Source organism: Actinospineispora acaciae DSM 45401, from assembly GCF_000620785.1.
Classification (GTDB): domain Bacteria; phylum Actinomycetota; class Actinomycetes; order Mycobacteriales; family Pseudonocardiaceae; genus Pseudonocardia; species Pseudonocardia acaciae.
Genome location: NZ_JIAI01000002.1, coordinates 123,553 through 139,584 on the forward strand (window position 1 = coordinate 123,553; position 16,032 = coordinate 139,584).

Sequence of the window (16,032 nt, forward strand, 5' to 3'; positions counted from 1 at the left end):
TCATCTTTCCCGGGCCACGGCGGTGTGTCGGCCGAGTGCGGCATACACCACAAGCCCCACGGCCATGCCGATGAACCAGGTGTACTGCACCGCGACGGCCATCCCCGGCCCGTGCGTCCACAGCACCGGGACCAGCGCCGCCGCCGCCGCGACCACCGTCGCCACGATCGCCGCCGGGTGGTACCCGCGCCGGTACCAGTACCGCCCACCGGGCGACATGGTGAACAGATCATCAGTCACCACCCGCCGCTTCCGCACCAGGTAGTAGTCCGCGATCAACACCCCGAACAGCGGGCCGATGAACGCGCCCAGGGTCTCCAGCGTGTAGTGGATCACCGACGGGGAGTTGTACAGGTTCCACGGCGTGATCAGCACCGAGCCGACGGCCGCGATCATCCCGCCGGCCCGCCAGCTGATCCGGCGCGGGTTGGCGTTGGAGAAGTCGAACGCGGGGGAGATGAAGTTGGCCACGATGTTGATCCCGACGGTGGCGATGGCGAAGGTCAGCGCGCCCAGCGCGATGGCGAACGCGTTGTCGATGCGGGCCACCGTCGCCACCGGGTCGGTGATCAGCTCGCCGAAGATCGGCAGGGTGAGCGAGGTGGTGACCACGACCAGGATGGAGAACACCAGGAAGTTGATCGGCAGCCCCAGGAAGTTCCCGCGCCGCACCGCGTCGAACGAGCGCCCGTAGCGGGAGAAGTCGCCGAAGTTGAGCATCGGGCCGCAGAAGTACGACACCACCAGCGCGATCGCGCCGAGCATCACCGGCACCGAGCTCCAGCCGGTGTAGCGGACCTCGCCGAGGGTCAGGTCGATCGCCGACCAGCCGGCGCGGTGGATCAGGTACCCGGTGAGCAGGAACATCACCACGTAGACCGCCGGGCCGCAGAAGTCGATGAACCGCCTGATGGACTCCATGCCGGTCCAGAACACCGCCGCCTGCAGCACCCAGAGCAGCGTGAACGAGCACCAGCCCAGCAGCGAGAGCCCCACGAAGCCGTACTCGTGCACGTTCGCGTACGGGGTCAGCGCTGGGAACAGCTTGAGCAGCACCACGTCCAGCGCGGCCGAGGCCAGGTAGGTCTGGATGCCGTACCAGGCCACCGCGATCAGCCCGCGCACGATGGCCGGGATGTTCGCCCCGAGCACGCCGAACGCCGCGCGGCAGATCACCGGGTACGGCACCCCGGAGGCCTGGCTGGGCCTGGCCACCAGGTTGCAGAAGACGTTCACGATGCCGATCCCGATCAGCAGCGCGACCAGCACCTGCCAGCTGGACAACCCGAGCATGAACAGGCTGCCGGCCGTGACGTAGCCGCCCACGCTGTGCACGTCCGACATCCAGAACGCGAAGATGTTGTACGAGCCCCAGGACTGCCGGCGCAGCGGCGCGAGGTCGTCGTTGGTCAACCGGGGGTCGTAGCCCGGCTTGACCACACCGGCGCCGGTCTCGGTGGTTTCGGCCTGGGGGTGCGGCGCGACCTCTGTCATGCCGGGTGACCGTATGTGTGCTGTGTTACACCGGCGTCACGCGAAACGTATATCTTTCGGGCCGCCCGATCTCGTCACCGCGCGCTCAAGGCCGAGCGTAGTCGGCCCACCACCATCCATCGCCGAGCTCGATGCGCGGCCGCAGCCGCTGCCCCAACCCGTCGAGGCCGTCGTTCTCAGCCGGGCCGGTCAGGTGCACGAACCCGTACGGGGCGGTGTGCCCGATATCGATATGGGCCGGGAGCAACAGCACCGGAGCCCCACCCGGCTTGCCGATCGTCGCGGTGGCCATCTTGCCGTTTACCGACAGGCCTCGGTATCGCGGAGGCAGGTCGCTTCCGTCGCTCATCCACCTCTCGGGCTCGCCGAGCTCGCCGGACCGAGCCAGGCGCTCGACGGCCACGAAATCGCTCCGGTGCGCGACGAACCACCCCACAGCGAACACCGAACGCCAGTCGACGAGGCAGATGGTCGCACCCGCCGCCACCACGATCAGGCCGGTGGCCAGGCCGACCCGTCCACCCCGCGACCGGACCGTCATGTTCACGGCGACCACGCTCGTCGTCAGGGCGACCAGCCACGCCGCCGCGAGCGGACCGGACGCCAACAACAACATCCAGGTGGAGAGCCACGGCCAGAACAGATGCATCGCGGCGACGGCGCCCCAGGACAGCGCGCAGGCCACCCACCATCTCGGCGGTCGGGGATCGGCGGGGCCGCCCGGCCCACACTGACGACGTACGGTCACGACCACCGCGACCACTGTGAACGTCATCGCGGCCAGCCACGCCGCGACCATGACACCGAACCCATAGCCAGAAAGCCGGGTGACCAGCCACGATCCGAACACATTGCACGCGGCGACGGCGCCCCAGGACAGCGCGCAGGCCACCCACCATCTCGGCGGTCGGGGACCGGCAGCGGCGCCACCCAGCCCGAACAGACGTCGCACGGTCACGACCACCGCGACCACGGTGACCGTCAAGGCGGCCGGCCACACCACGAGCACGAGACCGATCGTGTAGACCCACAGCCTGCCGAAGAGCCACGACGCGAACAGATGCGTCGCGGCGGCGGCGGCGGTCCAGGACAGTGCGCAGGCCCCCCACCATGCCCAGACTCGGCGCACATCGCGCGGCGAACGGGTTTTCATCACGGCGCCCCTCGTCGGTGAACAACCGTGCTGACCCTCGGCGGAACGAGGGCGTTGGGGTCGGCCTGACGGGCCGGTACCCGTCGCCTAGATCAGCAGTTGCAGGCGGCGGTGGTGCCGGCGGGCGACCCGCACCAGCTCGGCGCCGTCCCTGGCCAGGAACGCGGCGAGCAGCGCATCGTGGTCGGCGTGCAGATCGGCCCGGCCCGCCTCGGTGACCTGGGCCATCGGCTGCACCGGCTCGGTCAGGTTCCACGCGGACTCCAGCATGCCCAACAGCCGGCGCATCCCGCACGGGCGGACCAGCGCCCAGTGGAACCGCCGGCTGTCACGGTGGTAGGCGCGGAGGTCGGCGGTGCGCACGGCATGGTCGAGGGCCTGGTAGGCGGCGTTCGCCTCGGCGTCGTCGTCCGGGCCCGCGGCGGTCACGGCGGCCGCCAGCGCGGCGGTCTCCAGCACCTCGCGAACCAGGTACAGCTCGTGCAGCTCGGCGTCGGTCAGCCTGGCCACCGTGTAGCCGCCGTTCGGCCGGTGCTCGACAAGGCCCTCGCCGACCATCGTCATGAGCGCCTCGCGGACCGGGATCCGGCTGACCCCGAACACGGCGGCCACCTCGTCCGGCGGGATCGGGGTGCCCGGCGGGACGCCGCCGTCGAGCACGCAGCGGCGCAGCTCGTCCAGGATGACGGCGCTCGGGCTCCCTTCGGTGGCCTGTGTCCCGTCCGTCAGCCGGGCGATGAACAAAGAATGGCGCCGGCGCCGTGGCATGGCTCCTCCTCCGGGAGAGGGGCACCTGGTCGAGGAGTGCAGGCTAGGCACGCTTACCGTTGGCGGTCTATGCGCTTCCTGCACACCTCCGACTGGCACGTCGGCAAGACGCTCAAGGGGCGGTCCCGCCTCGACGAGCAGCGCGAGGTGCTGCGCGAGATCGTCCAGGTGGTGCGGGACGAGCGGGTCGACGCGGTGCTCGTCGCCGGCGACCTCTACGACAGCGCCGCGCCGGGCGCGCCGGCCCAACAGTTGGTCATGGGCGCGCTGCTGGCGCTGGCCGAGACGGGGGCCCAGGTCGTCGCGATCGCGGGCAACCACGACCACGCGGCCACCCTGGACGCCTACCGCCCGCTGGCGGGGCACGCCGGGATCACCCTGGTCGGCGGGGTGCGGCCGGCGGAGAACGGCGGGGTGGTGCGGTTCGAGGCGCGGTCCACCGGGGAGCCGGTCACGGTGGCGGTCCTGCCGTTCGTGTCCCAGCGCTACGCGGTGCGGGCCGCCGAGCTGGTCAGCCAGACCCCGGCGGAGAGCTCGGCCGGCTACGACCAGCTCGTCCGTGACGTCCTGGGCACGCTGACGGCTTCGTTTGCGGACCACACGGTGAACCTCGTGATGGCGCATCTGACGGTCACCGGCGGGGCGTTTGGCGGCGGTGAGCGCGCCGCGCAGTCGATCTTCGAGTACCACGTGCCGGCGTCGATCTTCCCGGCGGAGGCGCACTACGTGGCGCTCGGTCACCTGCACCGCCGGCAGAGCCTGCCCGCGCCGTGCCCGGTGCACTACTGCGGCGCCCCGCTCGCGGTGGACTTCGGCGAGCAGGACAACACCAACGTGGTCTGCCTGGTGGAGGCCTCGCCAGGGCTGCCGGCGAAGGTGCGCGACATCCCGATCACCTCGGGCCGCCGGCTGCGGACGCTGCGCGGCACCGTCAACGAGCTGGCCGAGCTGGCCCCCGAGGCGGGCGAGGACTACCTGCGGGTGTGGGTGCGCGAGCCGGCGCGGGCGGGGCTGCGCGACGAGGTGCTGGAGCTGCTGCCGAACGCGCTGGAGGTCCGGATCGACCCGGAGTTCGCCGCGCCGGTGGAGGGGTCGCGGCCGGCGGCGGGGCCGGGCGTGGAGCGGACGCCGGGCGAGCTGTTCGACCAGTACTGCGCCGAGCACGGGGTGGCCGACGAGCGGGTGGCCGCGCTGTTCGCCAGGCTGCACGACAGGGTCAGCGGGGGAGACACGAGCTGATGCGGCCGGTGCTGCTGGAGATGCACGGGTTCGCCGCGTTCCGCGAGCCCGCCACCGTGGACTTCACCGGCGCCGAGTACTTCGCGCTGGTCGGGCCGACCGGCTCCGGCAAGTCCACGGTGATCGACGCGATGACGTTCGCGCTGTACGGCTCGGTGCCGCGCTGGGACGACAGGCGCACGGTGGCGCTGGCGCTCTCGCCCACCGCGAACCGGGGCACGGTGCGGCTGTTCTTCGACGTCGGCCCGGCCCGGTACGTGGTGGCCCGGGAGCTGCGCCGGGCGGCCAGCGGTGGTGTGACCGTCCGCAACGCCCGGCTGGAGCGGGTGCTCGCCGAGGACACCGAGGTCCTGGCCCACGACGGCGCGGTGTCCAAGGCCGTGGAGGAGCTGCTCGGGCTGCCGTTCGAGCAGTTCTGCATCTGCGTGGTGCTGCCGCAGGGCGACTTCGCCCAGTTCCTGCACGCCAAGCCGGCCGACCGGCAGCGCACCCTGACCCGGATCCTGGGCCTGGGCATGTACGAGACCATGGCCAAGGAGGCCGGCGCCGAGGCCCGCCTGGCCGCCCAGCGCGCCGAGCTGCTCGGCGAACAGCTCGCCGGGTACGCCGACGCCACCGAGGACGCGCTCGCCGAGGCCTCGGAGCGGGAGAACGCGCTGTCCGCCCTGGTCGAACGGGTGCAGCGGGCGCTGCCAGGGCTGGCCGACGCGGACGCCGAGGCCGACGCGGCGCACTGCGCCACCGAGGAGCTGGCCGCCGAGCGCGACGCGCTGTCCGGGCTGCGGCCCCCGGACGGGCTGGTCGACCTGGCCGACCGGGCCCGGGACACCTCCGCCGTGCTGGCCGACGCCCGCGACCGGATGGCCGCCGCCGAGCACGCCGACACCGAGGCCCGCGACCGGCTGGCCGCCGCGCCGGACCGCGAGCCGCTGCGCCAGCTGCGCCGCGACCACGCCGAGCTGGCCGAGCTGCACCGGCGGCTGCCCGAGCTGGACGACACCGCGTCGGCCCAGGCACACCGGACCGAGGCCGCCGAGGCCGCCGCGACCGAGGCCGACGCCACCCTGGACGCCGCGCGGGCGGCCAGGGACCAGGCGGTGGCCGGCCGGGAGCGGCTGCGCGAGGAGGCCTCCCGGCTGGCCGACGAGTGGGCCGCGCTGACCTCGCTGCGCGTCCCGCACGGCGTGGTCGAGCTGGACGAGCAGCGGGCGGCCGCCGCCGACGCGCTGGACGCCGCCCGCCGCGAGCTGGCCGACGCCGAGGCCGCCGACGCCGACGCCCGCGATGCGCTGGCCGACGCCCCCGACCGAGGCTGGCTGGAGCAGGCCCGCCGCGACCACGTCGAGCTGCTCACCGCCGAGCGTGCCTGGCGGGCGGTGTCCGCGCGGCACGACACCGCCGCCGCCCTCGCCGACGAGGCCAACGCCGCGCTCGCCGACGCCGACCGGGCGCTGGCCGTGGCCCGGCTGGAACGCGACATGGTGGCCCGCTCCGACCTGGTCGCCGCGCTGCGCCCGACCCTGACGCCGCACCAGCCGTGCCCGGTGTGCGAGCAGACGGTGCACACCCTGCCGCCGCACGCCGAGGCCGCCGACCTGTCCGAGGCCAACGAGGAGGTGCACCGGGCCGGCGAGCGCCGCGACCGGGCCGCCGCCGAGCAGCGCACCGCCGCCGAGGCCGACCACCGCGCCGCCGCCGAGCTGGACGCCCTGACCGTCCGCATCGACTCGCTGCGCGCCCGGCTGACCGACGCGCCGGCCGCCCCCGAGGAGGTCGACGCAAGGCTGGCCACCCTGGACCGGCTGACCGCCGCCGCCAGGTCCGCCGACGACCGGTTCCGCCGGGCCCGCCGGGCGGCCGCCGAGGCCGAGGCCGCCGACGCCGAGGCCGCCCGCCGGCTGGCCTCCGCCGGCGCGGAGCTGCGCGCGGCCCGCGACCCGCTGGTGGCGCTGGGCGCGCCGGCGCTCGACCCGGACGACCCGGTGCGCTCGTGGCGCGAGCTCACCGAATGGGCCACCGAGGCGGCCGCCGAGCGCGCCGGCTGGCTGACCGACACCGAGCGGGCGGCCGCCGAGGCGGAGCGCGCGCACGCCGACGCCGCACGCGTCCTCGACGCCGCCGCCGAGCGGGCCGAGCACCGCCGCGCCGAGCACACCGAGGCGGTCCGCGCCGAGCAGGACGCCCTGGGCGAGCTGGCCCGTGCCCGGCAGCGCCGCGACCAGCTCAGCGAAACCCTGGCCGACGCGCCGCCGGACGAGGAGCTGGCCCGCCGGCTGGCCGAGCTGGACGAGCTGGACGCCGAGGTCCAGGCCGCCGACGCCGGCCTGCGCTCGGCCCGGTCCGGGCTGCGGGAGGCCTGGGAGGCCGCCGCCGAGGTGTCCGGCCTGGTGGATCGGGGCTGGCGGGCGCTGCGCGCGGCCAGGGACCCGCTGGTCGGTCTGGGCGCCCCGATGCTGGACGCCCCGGCGGACGCCGAGAACGACGACCCCGACGACCCGGACGAGGACAGCGACGACCCGGACGGCCCCGGCGATCACCTGGTCGCGGCGTGGCACACGCTGGTCGGCTGGGCGCGGCGGGCGGCCACCGACCGGGACCGCCGGCTGACGGCCGCGCGCGAGCAGCTCGACGACGCCCGCCGCCGCCTCGACGAGGCCCGCCGCGCGCTGGCCGCCGAGCTGGCCGAGCACGGCGTGACCCCGGCCGACGACGGGGACGACCCAGACGACCGTGACTTGGTGACCACCGCCGCCCCCGCCGCGTCCGCCGCCCTGGAGCGGGCCCGCGCCGCCACCGCCCGGCTGGCCGAACGCCGCGACGCCGCCGCCGCGCTGGCCGCCGACCGGGACGCCGCCGAGCAGGCCCGCGAGGTGGCCCGGATGCTGGCCGGGCTGCTGCGCTCGGACGCGTTCCCGCGCTGGCTGGTGGCCTCCGCGCTGGACGCTCTGGTCGCGGACGCCTCACGCAACCTGTCCGAGCTGTCCGGCGGCCAGTTCGAGCTGGCCCACGCCGACGGCGAGTTCCTGGTCGTCGACCACGCCGACGCGGACGCGCACCGGCCGGTCAAGACGCTGTCCGGCGGGGAGACCTTCCAGGCCAGCCTGGCGCTGGCGCTCGCGCTGTCCGAGCAGCTCGCCTCCCTCGCCGCGGCCGGCGCCGCCAAGCTGGACTCGATCTTCCTGGACGAGGGCTTCGGCACCCTTGACGAGGCCAACCTGGAGCTGGTGGCCGGCACCCTGGAGAACCTGGCCACCCTGGGCGACCGGATGGTCGGCGTGATCACCCACGTGCCGGCGCTGGCCGAGCGGGTGCCCGTCCGGTTCGTCGTGACCCGCGACCAGCGCACCGCCTCGGTCACCCGCGAGCCGAACTGAACGCCTCCGCCGCCGCGCGGATCAGCTCGTCCGCCGGCACGTCGCGCAGGTGCTGGCTCAACCCCCAGCGGTGGCCGAACGGGTCGATCACCTGGCCGTGCCGGGTGCCCCAGAAACTGTCCGCCAGCGGATGGAACACCTCCGCCCCGGCGTCGAGCGCACGCTGCCACAGCGCGTCCACGTCGTCGGTGCTGATCTGCAGCGCGCCGTAGGTGCCGCCCAGGGCGCGCGGCGAGACGATGCCCAGCTCGGGGAACTCGTCGGCGATCCGCACCTCGGAGTCGCCGATCCACAGCTCCACGGACACCAGCTTGCCGCTGGGCAGCGGGATGCGGCCGCGTTCGCGCGCGCCGAACGCCATGGCGTACCACCTGGCGGCGTGTGCCGCGTCGTGCACCACCAGGTGCGCGGAGATCGTGGCCATGCGTGCGACTATACAGTTTGTCTAGACAGCATGTATAGACAAACCGAACTGATAGCTTCTCCGCCCGTGACGAACGGACCAGGAACGCCGAAACGGGCACCCCGCCGGCACGGCCGACGATCGGCCCCGATCTCGACAACGTCGGGGCAGGACCTGCGGGAGGCGATCCTGGCCGCCACCGAGCACCTGCTGGCCTCGCACCGGTTCGGCGACCTGAGCGTCGCGGACATCCTGACCGCCGCGAGCGTGTCCCGGGGTAGCTTCTACTTCTACTTCGACGGCAAGCACGACGTGCTCGCCGAGCTGGTCAAAAGGGTGGTCGCGCGCGGGCACGAGGCCGCCGAGCCCTGGCTGGCCACTCCGGACGGCGGCACGGCGGGCAAGGCCGACGCGCTGCGCGCCGGGACCGCCGCCGGCGCCCGCCTCTGGCTCGCGCACGCCCCGGTGCTGCGCGCGATCGTGGAGAACTGGCGGACCGACCCCCGGCTGACCGCGCTGTGGCTGGACCAGATGCGGACCTTCACCGACGCCGCCGTCCGCCAGATCGAGTCCGACCCGGTGGCCACCGCGCGGCTGGCCGGCCGGAACGTCGAGGCCGTCGCCGGCGGCCTGTGCTGGCTCGGCGAGCGGCTCTACTACCTGGCCGCCTGCGGCGTGGCGCCCTACGACGACGAGGACACCCTGATCGACACCCTGTCCCACTTCTGGACCTCGACGCTCTACGGCGAGCCCCCGCCCGGCGCGACGGGGGTCGGAGCTACCGTGCCGGGATGACCACAGCGACCGAGCCGATGCGGCTGCGGGTCGAGACCTGGGACCCCGCCTACGGCGCGAGCACCGAGGAACCGGCCGAACTGGGCCGCTCCAGCGCGCAGGTCACGCTGGACGTCGAGGTCGACGAGTCGCGCTGGCGCCCGGTCGACCCCGACCCGAGCGCGGACCGCACCGAGGCGGCGGTGCTGTTCGTGGACGGCGTGCGCCGGATCGACGCGATGGCCTGGATCCCCGGGCCGGACAGCGACCCGGACACCGTCTCGCTCGCGCTCTGCGCCTCCTACGCCGCCGGCGCCGTGCGCTGCCAACCGGCCGGCGCCCGGCTGCTCACCGCCGAGGTCCGCCGGGGCCTGTTCAGCATCTCCGAGCGCGCCACCGACCTGCCCACCACTGCCGGGAGCTACCGGCGGGTCCGGGTGGCCGCGCACGGCGACCCCGGCCAGGACCTCAACCTGGCCGTGCAGCGCGAGCTGGCCACCGTCGAAGCGGCGGTGGCCGAGTCCGCCGCGCTGGAGTCCGGCGGTGGCGACGACGTGCTGGTGGTGGACGGCCCACTGCGCGGCCGGGCGCACCTGCCGCGCGCGCTCGGCTTCATCAAGACGCACCGCAGCGAGTACCTGCCGCCGGCCCAGCACCGCATCGTCGGCGCCCTGGAGCCCGGCCAGCGCACCCCGGTGTTCGCGCTGGGCACCAGCTGGCGGCGCTGCTCGTGGTACCTCAAGCTGCCCGGCCGCCCCGGCGCGCCGTGGGCAGGGGTGGTGCGGGTGGAGTGCTCGGCGGAGCTGCCGGTGGCCGAGGTGGTCGAGCTGGCCAACCGCTCGCAGCCGATGCTCGCCCGGTACGCCTCGTCCGAGTACAAGGACGCCCGCGCCCCGCAGAACCTGTACCCGATCGCCGGCCTGGAGCGCGAGCTGCGCCGCCGCCTCGGTGACCGCGCGCTGCTCTACCGCGCCATCCGGAGGGCCGCGATCTCAATGTGACGGTCTAATGTGATCGCCGTGACAGACATCGGCTTCGTGGACCGGGTGGCCATCGTGACCGGGGCCGGTGGCGGCCTGGGCCGGACCTACGCGCTGGAGCTGGCCGCCCGCGGCGCGTCTGTCGTGGTCAACGACCTCGGCGGGTCGGCGGCCGGGGTCGGCGCGGACGCCTCCGCCGCGCAGAAGGTCGTCGACGAGATCCACGCGGCCGGCGGAGCCGCCGTCGCCTCGCACGACTCGGTGGCCACGCCCGAGGGCGGCCAGGCCATCGTCTCGGCCGCGCTGGAGGCGTTCGGCAAGGTCGACATCGTGATCAACAACGCCGGCATCCTGCGCGACAGGACGTTCGCCAAGCTCGCCCACGAGGACCTGGACGCCGTGCTCGACGTGCACCTCAAGGGCGCCTTCCATGTCACCCAGCCGGCGTTCCGGGCGATGAAGGAGAACAACTACGGCCGGATCGTGTTCACCGCGTCCAACGCCGGCGTGCTCGGCAACTTCGGCCAGACCAACTACGGCGCGGCCAAGATGGGCCTGGTCGGGCTGAACAATGTGCTCGCCCTCGAAGGCGCCAAGAACAACATCAAGAGCAACGTGATCTGCCCGCTCGCGCGCACCCGGCTCACCGAGGAGCTGCTCGGCCCGCTCGCCGACGCCCTGGACCCCGAGCTGGTCACCCCGATGGTGGTCTACCTGGCCAGCGAGGCCTGCGAGTACACCCACGAGATCTTCTCCGCCGGCGGCGGCCGGTACGCCCGGATGTTCGTCGGCCTGACCCCCGGCTGGTTCGCCGGCAAGGGCGCCGCCGTGTCCGCCGAGGACGTGGCCGCGCACCTCGACGACATCCGCGCCCAGGACGGCTACATCGTGCCTAGCTCGGTGACGGACGAGCTCGGCGCCCTGCTCCCGCTGCTGCAATCGGACTAGCCCGGTACCCGAGCCAGGTCACCAGCGCGGCGAGGGCGACGAACAGCGCCGAGGTGATGGCCTGCAGCGGCCAGTAGTGGGCGTCGGGCTGGTAGTTCTTGTAGACCTGGGTGATGCCGGCGGCCCGCAGGCAGTCTTGTCGCCATGACAGTTCTGAGCAGAAAAAGCCGGCCTCGTCGAGAGATATCTCGAAGCTGCCGGCCTTGTAGCCGAAGCTCCGGCCGAAGGCATCGTCGGGAACCGCGAAGAAGTTCCCCTTCTCGTCGATGACGGCCGGAACGGTGACCCGCGGTCGGGCAGGTAGTCGTAGCGGGTCAGCAGGACGGCCAGGAAGATGGCGCTCCAGGCCAGGACGGTGGCGACGGTCGCGGTCATGGTGCCGCGCAGCAGCGCCCCGGCGGCGGCGGCGATCGCGAACGCCAGCAGCAGCGAGCCGACCGGGGCCACCCCGGTGATGTCGAACTGCAGCGGCTTGATGCGCGCCGCGGGCGAGAGCGAGTCGAACGGGCGCAGCGCCCAGCCGGCGAGCGCGGTGAGCGCGGCCATGCCGAGCGCCGGCGGGATGACGACGGTCAACGAGGCGGCCCACCACCGGAGCCGGGAGGTCCGCTGGGTCAGCGCCAGCAGGTGCGTCCGCTGTTGCAGCTCGCGCCCGTAGAGCCCGACCCCGCAGATCCATCCGACCAGCGGCGCGACCGCCCACAGCCCGATCCGCGCGACCCCGCCGAAGCCCGGGTAGGGGCTCATGAACGCGAGGTTCACGTCGCGGCACCTCGGCGCGTCCAGGCAGGCCCGGACGCCGAGGCTCGACGCGTCCGTGACGAGCACGATGTGGCCCACGGTGAGCGTCACGGCGGCGAGCAGCAGGATCGCGGCGCTGAGCAGCAGCGCGGTGCGCTGGCGGCGCCAGACCAGCCAGATCATGCGACCTCCTCCCGGCCCGGCGCCCGCAGATAGCCCATGACCAGGTCGTCCAGGGTCGGGGTGCCGCGCCGGTAGCCCGCCGGGGCCGCCGTGCCGTGGATCAGGGCCGAGGTCTGCCGGCCGCGCGTCACGTGGTGCACCACCGTGGCGGGGTCCAGCGCGGAGGCGTCGGCCGGCCCGGTGACGTGGGAATGGCCGGCCAGCAGCGCGTCGATGTCGCCGGCGAGCGTCACGGCGCCGTCGCGGAGCACGACCAGGTGGTCGCAGGCGTCCTCGAGGTCGGCGAGCACGTGCGAGGACATCAACACGGCCATCCCGGACTCGGCGACCTCGCCGAGCAGGGTGCCCATCACGTCGCGCCGGGCCAGCGGGTCGAGCTCGGCCAGCGGCTCGTCGAGCAGCAGCAGCGACGGCCGGCGGCCGAGCGCGACGGCCAGCGCGACCCGGGCGCGCTGGCCGGGGGACAGCTCCCGGATGCGCTGCCGAGGGCCGATGCCGGCGGCCGCCACCAGCGAGCGCGCGTAGCCGGCGTCCCACCGCCCGCCCCGGTTGAGCACCGCGGCGGCGCGGAGCATCTCGGCGACCCGGAACCCGGGGTAGAGCGGCTTGTCCTGCGCCAGGAAGCTCATCTCGGCGGGCATCCGGCGGCGGTCGATCGGCTCGCCGAACACCTCCACCCGGCCGCCGGTGGGCTCCAACAGCCCGGTGGCCAGCATCAACAGCGTGGTCTTGCCCGCCCCGTTGGGGCCGACCAGCGCCGCGACCCGGCCGGCGGGCAGCTCCACCGTGGCCTCCCGCAACGCCCAGTGCCGGCGGCCGAACCGCTTGGCCACCCGTTCGAGCCGTAGCGCGGGCCCGCCGTCATTCATCCGTTCCCCCTCCGTAGTGTCCGTCCCGTACGTCGGCGACCAGCGCGTCCACGTCCTCGCGCGCCAGCCCGGCCGCGCGCGCCCGCGCCATCCAGGCGTCCAGCTCCGCGCGCAGCCGTTCGTCCCCGTCCGTCCCCGGCCGGGCCAGCGACCGCAGCACGAACGTGCCCAGGCCGGGCCTCGGCCGCACCAGGCCTTCGCGTTCCAGCTCCCGATACGCCTTGAGCACCGTGTTCGGGTTGACGGCGGTGGCGGCCACGACCTCCTTCGCGGTGGGCAGCCGGTCGCCCGGTCGCAACGTGCCCAACCGAAGCGCCTGCGTGACCTGCGCCACGATCTGCAGGTACGTCGGCACCCCCGACCGCCGCTCGATCCGGAACTCCACCCCGGCCAACCTGCTTTCACTAAGTAATTAGTGGAATGGTGGTGGCGCGGCGGATCGACTGTCAAGCCCGAACCCGGGTAACGATGTAGTACACGGTCGTAGTACGCTTCTCGCCGTGTCCGAGGTGCCGGTACGCGACCTGAACCAGAACACCGCCGGTGTCCTGGCCAGGGTCAAGCGTGGCGAACAGATCGACATCACGGAGCGGGGCGCGGTCATCGCTCGCTTGATCCCGGCCCAGGTGAGTCCGCTCGCCGAGCTGATCGCGTCGGGCAAACTTCACCCGGCCACCGCCAGCGGGCCGGTCCCGCGACCGTCGGGCCCGGTTCGTACCGATCACGAGGCCGGGGAGCTGCTTCGCGAGATGCGCGACGACGAGCGGTTCTAGCGTGCCGAGTGCCGACCTGATCTACCTGGACACCGCCGCGCTGGTCAAGCTGGTGCGGCGGGAGCCGGAGAGCGACGCGCTGGCCGACTGGCTCGATACGCGAGCCGACGCCATGCTGGTGTCCTCCACGCTTGCCGAGGTCGAGCTGCCCAGGGCGTTGCGCCGTACCGAGCCGGAGTTGCTCGGTGACGTGCCGGCGCTGCTGTCACGGGTTGCCCGCTACGAGATCGACGACCTGGTCAGGTCCACGGCCGCGGCGTATCCCGAACGCACCCTCCGCTCGCTCGACGCGATCCACCTGGCGACCGCACGGGCCGTGTTCGGCGGCAGGCTGAGCGCGTTCGTGACCTACGACCGCCGCCTGCGGGGCTGCGCGGAGACGCTCGGCCTGCCGGTTCGATCACCGTCGGGCTGACCGGGCGAGCCGGCTTGCGGGTGGCTGCCGGACCCGAGAAGCTGAACGCGCAACGAAGCGGCCGGAGGGAGCGCGGCATGGACGTGGTGGAGTTCCGGCCGGAGCGTGAGCAGTACGCGTGGACGTTCGGCGGCGTCGCGCCGGTGGCCACGGTGACGCCGGGCACGGTGCTCAAGCTGTGGACCGAGGACGCCTTCGCCGGGCGGATCCGGTCGGTGGACGACCTGCCCACCGCGTCCTTACAGATGCCGGACGTCAACCCGCAGACCGGGCCGTTCCACGTCGAGGGCGCCGAGCCCGGCGACACGCTGGCGGTGCACTTCGTGAGCATCGAGCCGGCCAGGGACTGGGCGGCGTCCAGCACGATCCCGTTCTTCGGCGGCCTGACCGGCACCGACCGCACAGCCACCCTGCAGGAGCCGCTGCCCGAGCGCACCTGGATCTACCACCTGGACCGGGCCCGCGGCACCGTCACGTTCCAACCGCACGGCGACGGCCCGAGCATCGACCTGCCGATCGACCCGATGCACGGCACCGTCGGGGTCGCCCCGCCCGCCCGCGAGGTCCGCTCCTCGCTGGTGCCCGACACGTTCGGCGGCAACATGGACACCCCGGAGATGCGCGCGGGCGTGACCTGTTACCTGGGCGTGAACGTGCCGGGCGCGCTGTTCTCCATCGGCGACGGGCACTACCGGCAGGGCGAGGGCGAGGCCTGCGGCACGGCGGTGGAAGGCGCCATGAACACCACGCTGCTGGTGGAGCTGATCAAGTCCGGGGCGAACGGAGCCCGCACCCCCGCCTGGCCCCGGATCGAGTCCGACGACGCGATCATGGTGGTCGGCTCGGCGCGGCCGCTGGAGGACGCCTGGCGGGCCAGCCAGGTGGAGATGATCGACTGGCTGGGCGAGCTGCTCGGACTGGACCGGCTGGACGCCTACGAGCTGCTCACCCAGATCGCGGAATGCCCGCTGGCCAACGTCTGCGACGTCAACTACAGCGCGGTCACCAAGGTGGCCAAGTCGCTGCTGCCGCCGGTGCGAGCGTTCGGCGGCATGCACGCCTACCTGCGCGAACAGGCCGCCGGCCAGAGATAGGAGCTGCACATGGATCTCGGACTAAAGGACCGGCGGGTGCTGGTCACCGGCGGCAGCAAGGGCATCGGCAGGCGGATCGCGGAGACGTTCGCCGACGAGGGCGCCCAGGTGGCCATCTGCGCCCGCAACGCCGACGAGGTGAAGGCCACCGTGGAGGCGCTGGCCGCGCGCGGCGGGCGGGCCAGCGGGCGCGCGCTGGACGTGGCCGACGAGGCCGCGCTGGCCGCCTGGGTGACCGACACCGCCGCCGAGCTGGGCGGGCTGGACGTCCTGGTGGCCAACGTGAGCGCGCTGGCCATCCCGGACGATGCGGACAGCTGGCGCGCCGAGTTCGAGGTCGACCTGATGCACACCGTGCGCCTGGTGACCGCCGCCCTGCCCTACCTGGAGCGCAGCGACGCCGCCTCCGTGGTCGCGGTGTCCAGCGTGTCCGGCCGTGAGATCGACTTCGCCGCCGGCCCGTACGGCACGTTCAAGGCCGCGCTGATCCACTACATCCAGGGCCTGGCGTACCAGCTGGCCGCCAAGGGCATCCGGGCGAACACCGTCTCGCCCGGCAACGTCTACTTCCCCGGCGGCGTCTGGGAGAACATCGAGCAGAGCAACCCGGACCTGTTCGCGCACGCGCTGGGCCTGAACCCGACCGGCCGGATGGCCAACCCCGAGGAGGTCGCGCGCGCCGTCGTGTTCGTGGCCAGCCCCGCCGTCCCGTTCATGACCGGCACCAACCTCGTGGTGGACGGCGCCCTCACCCGAGGCGTCCAGTTCTGACGGTGGCGGGGAATGTCCGGACTGGTGGCGGCGGCGCGGGAGCGGCTGGGCCT

General features: G+C 73.6%; 16 protein-coding genes. 9 read left to right on the forward strand and 7 right to left on the reverse strand.

What is annotated here, in order from left to right:
- The 3 genes from N912_RS0110140 to N912_RS50885 form a co-directional block, all read right to left on the reverse strand.
- A complete protein-coding gene (locus N912_RS0110140) occupies positions 1–1,494 on the reverse strand; it encodes an NCS1 family nucleobase:cation symporter-1 (protein ID WP_028922334.1) in 1,494 nt (497 codons plus the stop codon).
- An 85-nt stretch (positions 1,495–1,579) separates the two neighbouring features.
- On the reverse strand, positions 1,580–2,647 hold the full coding sequence (locus N912_RS0110145; RefSeq protein ID WP_156993373.1) for a hypothetical protein: 1,068 nt from the start codon (positions 2,645–2,647) through the stop codon (positions 1,580–1,582).
- An 87-nt stretch (positions 2,648–2,734) separates the two neighbouring features.
- Positions 2,735–3,415, reverse strand: coding sequence for a GntR family transcriptional regulator (locus N912_RS50885; protein WP_037064118.1), 681 nt, complete (start codon positions 3,413–3,415; stop codon positions 2,735–2,737).
- Positions 3,416–3,484: 69 nt separating this feature from the next.
- Between N912_RS50885 and N912_RS0110155 the strand changes: the two genes are divergently transcribed.
- Complete coding sequence (locus N912_RS0110155; RefSeq protein WP_028922336.1) at positions 3,485–4,654, forward strand: exonuclease SbcCD subunit D; 1,170 nt, start codon at positions 3,485–3,487, stop codon at positions 4,652–4,654.
- The gene (locus N912_RS0110160) at positions 4,654–8,028 is read left to right on the forward strand and encodes an AAA family ATPase (RefSeq protein WP_028922337.1); all 3,375 of its coding nucleotides are present in this window, start codon (positions 4,654–4,656) and stop codon (positions 8,026–8,028) included. The genes N912_RS0110155 and N912_RS0110160 overlap by 1 nt, the downstream gene beginning before the upstream one ends.
- On the opposite strand, the gene N912_RS0110165 is transcribed toward N912_RS0110160, so the two are convergent.
- Positions 8,009–8,452, reverse strand: a complete 444-nt coding sequence (locus N912_RS0110165; RefSeq protein WP_028922338.1) for a VOC family protein — start codon at positions 8,450–8,452, stop codon at positions 8,009–8,011. The genes N912_RS0110160 and N912_RS0110165 overlap by 20 nt on opposite strands.
- A 66-nt stretch (positions 8,453–8,518) precedes the next feature.
- Here N912_RS0110165 and N912_RS50890 point away from each other — a divergent pair, with 66 nt between their 5' ends.
- From N912_RS50890 to N912_RS0110180, 3 genes are read left to right on the forward strand one after another with little or no spacing between them, the layout of a single operon-like run.
- Entirely contained in the window at positions 8,519–9,226 is a 708-nt protein-coding gene (locus N912_RS50890; RefSeq protein ID WP_051579996.1) for a TetR/AcrR family transcriptional regulator, read from the forward strand.
- Complete coding sequence (locus N912_RS0110175) at positions 9,223–10,206, forward strand: hypothetical protein (protein ID WP_245645236.1); 984 nt, start codon at positions 9,223–9,225, stop codon at positions 10,204–10,206. Before N912_RS50890 ends, N912_RS0110175 begins: the two co-directional genes overlap by 4 nt.
- Before the next feature lie 18 nt (positions 10,207–10,224).
- On the forward strand, positions 10,225–11,133 hold the full coding sequence (locus N912_RS0110180) for an SDR family oxidoreductase (RefSeq protein ID WP_028922340.1): 909 nt from the start codon (positions 10,225–10,227) through the stop codon (positions 11,131–11,133).
- A gap of 18 nt (positions 11,134–11,151) precedes the next feature.
- Here the strand turns inward: N912_RS0110180 and N912_RS0110185 are convergent, their stop codons facing one another.
- From N912_RS0110185 to N912_RS50895, 3 genes are read right to left on the reverse strand one after another with little or no spacing between them, the layout of a single operon-like run.
- Complete coding sequence (locus tag N912_RS0110185) at positions 11,152–12,057, reverse strand: hypothetical protein (protein ID WP_028922341.1); 906 nt, start codon at positions 12,055–12,057, stop codon at positions 11,152–11,154.
- The gene (locus tag N912_RS0110190) at positions 12,054–12,926 is read right to left on the reverse strand and encodes an ABC transporter ATP-binding protein (protein ID WP_028922342.1); all 873 of its coding nucleotides are present in this window, start codon (positions 12,924–12,926) and stop codon (positions 12,054–12,056) included. Before N912_RS0110190 ends, N912_RS0110185 begins: the two co-directional genes overlap by 4 nt.
- Positions 12,919–13,311 (reverse strand): GntR family transcriptional regulator, encoded by a 393-nt coding sequence (locus N912_RS50895; protein ID WP_037064121.1) that lies wholly within the window; start codon positions 13,309–13,311, stop codon positions 12,919–12,921. Before N912_RS50895 ends, N912_RS0110190 begins: the two co-directional genes overlap by 8 nt.
- A 115-nt stretch (positions 13,312–13,426) precedes the next feature.
- Between N912_RS50895 and N912_RS0110200 the strand changes: the two genes are divergently transcribed.
- The 4 genes from N912_RS0110200 to N912_RS0110215 all read left to right on the forward strand — a co-directional run bounded on the left by N912_RS0110200 (position 13,427) and on the right by N912_RS0110215 (position 15,979).
- Positions 13,427–13,699 carry a type II toxin-antitoxin system Phd/YefM family antitoxin gene (locus N912_RS0110200; RefSeq protein ID WP_028922343.1) on the forward strand — a complete coding sequence of 91 codons (273 nt, stop codon included), beginning with the start codon at positions 13,427–13,429 and terminating at the stop codon, positions 13,697–13,699.
- 1 nt (position 13,700) lies between these two features.
- Positions 13,701–14,114, forward strand: coding sequence for a type II toxin-antitoxin system VapC family toxin (locus N912_RS0110205; protein ID WP_245645237.1), 414 nt, complete (start codon positions 13,701–13,703; stop codon positions 14,112–14,114).
- A 77-nt stretch (positions 14,115–14,191) separates the two neighbouring features.
- Complete coding sequence (locus N912_RS0110210; protein WP_028922345.1) at positions 14,192–15,208, forward strand: acetamidase/formamidase family protein; 1,017 nt, start codon at positions 14,192–14,194, stop codon at positions 15,206–15,208.
- A 9-nt stretch (positions 15,209–15,217) separates the two neighbouring features.
- A complete protein-coding gene (locus N912_RS0110215; protein ID WP_028922346.1) occupies positions 15,218–15,979 on the forward strand; it encodes an SDR family NAD(P)-dependent oxidoreductase in 762 nt (253 codons plus the stop codon).
- The last annotated feature ends 53 nt before the right edge of the window (positions 15,980–16,032 follow it).

What these genes read in the sequence shown, in the direction of transcription:
- N912_RS0110140 (WP_028922334.1), bottom strand. Translation starts at nt 1,494, where the DNA reads ATGACAGAGGTCGCGCCGCACCCCCAGGCCGAAACCACCGAGACCGGC.
- N912_RS0110145 (WP_156993373.1), bottom strand. Translation starts at nt 2,647, where the DNA reads ATGAAAACCCGTTCGCCGCGCGATGTGCGCCGAGTCTGGGCATGGTGG.
- N912_RS50885 (WP_037064118.1), bottom strand. Translation starts at nt 3,415, where the DNA reads ATGCCACGGCGCCGGCGCCATTCTTTGTTCATCGCCCGGCTGACGGAC.
- N912_RS0110155 (WP_028922336.1), top strand. Translation starts at nt 3,485, where the DNA reads ATGCGCTTCCTGCACACCTCCGACTGGCACGTCGGCAAGACGCTCAAG.
- N912_RS0110160 (WP_028922337.1), top strand. Translation starts at nt 4,654, where the DNA reads ATGCGGCCGGTGCTGCTGGAGATGCACGGGTTCGCCGCGTTCCGCGAG.
- N912_RS0110165 (WP_028922338.1), bottom strand. Translation starts at nt 8,452, where the DNA reads ATGGCCACGATCTCCGCGCACCTGGTGGTGCACGACGCGGCACACGCC.
- N912_RS0110175 (WP_245645236.1), top strand. Translation starts at nt 9,223, where the DNA reads ATGACCACAGCGACCGAGCCGATGCGGCTGCGGGTCGAGACCTGGGAC.
- N912_RS0110185 (WP_028922341.1), bottom strand. Translation starts at nt 12,057, where the DNA reads ATGATCTGGCTGGTCTGGCGCCGCCAGCGCACCGCGCTGCTGCTCAGC.
- N912_RS0110190 (WP_028922342.1), bottom strand. Translation starts at nt 12,926, where the DNA reads ATGAATGACGGCGGGCCCGCGCTACGGCTCGAACGGGTGGCCAAGCGG.
- N912_RS0110210 (WP_028922345.1), top strand. Translation starts at nt 14,192, where the DNA reads ATGGACGTGGTGGAGTTCCGGCCGGAGCGTGAGCAGTACGCGTGGACG.
- N912_RS0110215 (WP_028922346.1), top strand. Translation starts at nt 15,218, where the DNA reads ATGGATCTCGGACTAAAGGACCGGCGGGTGCTGGTCACCGGCGGCAGC.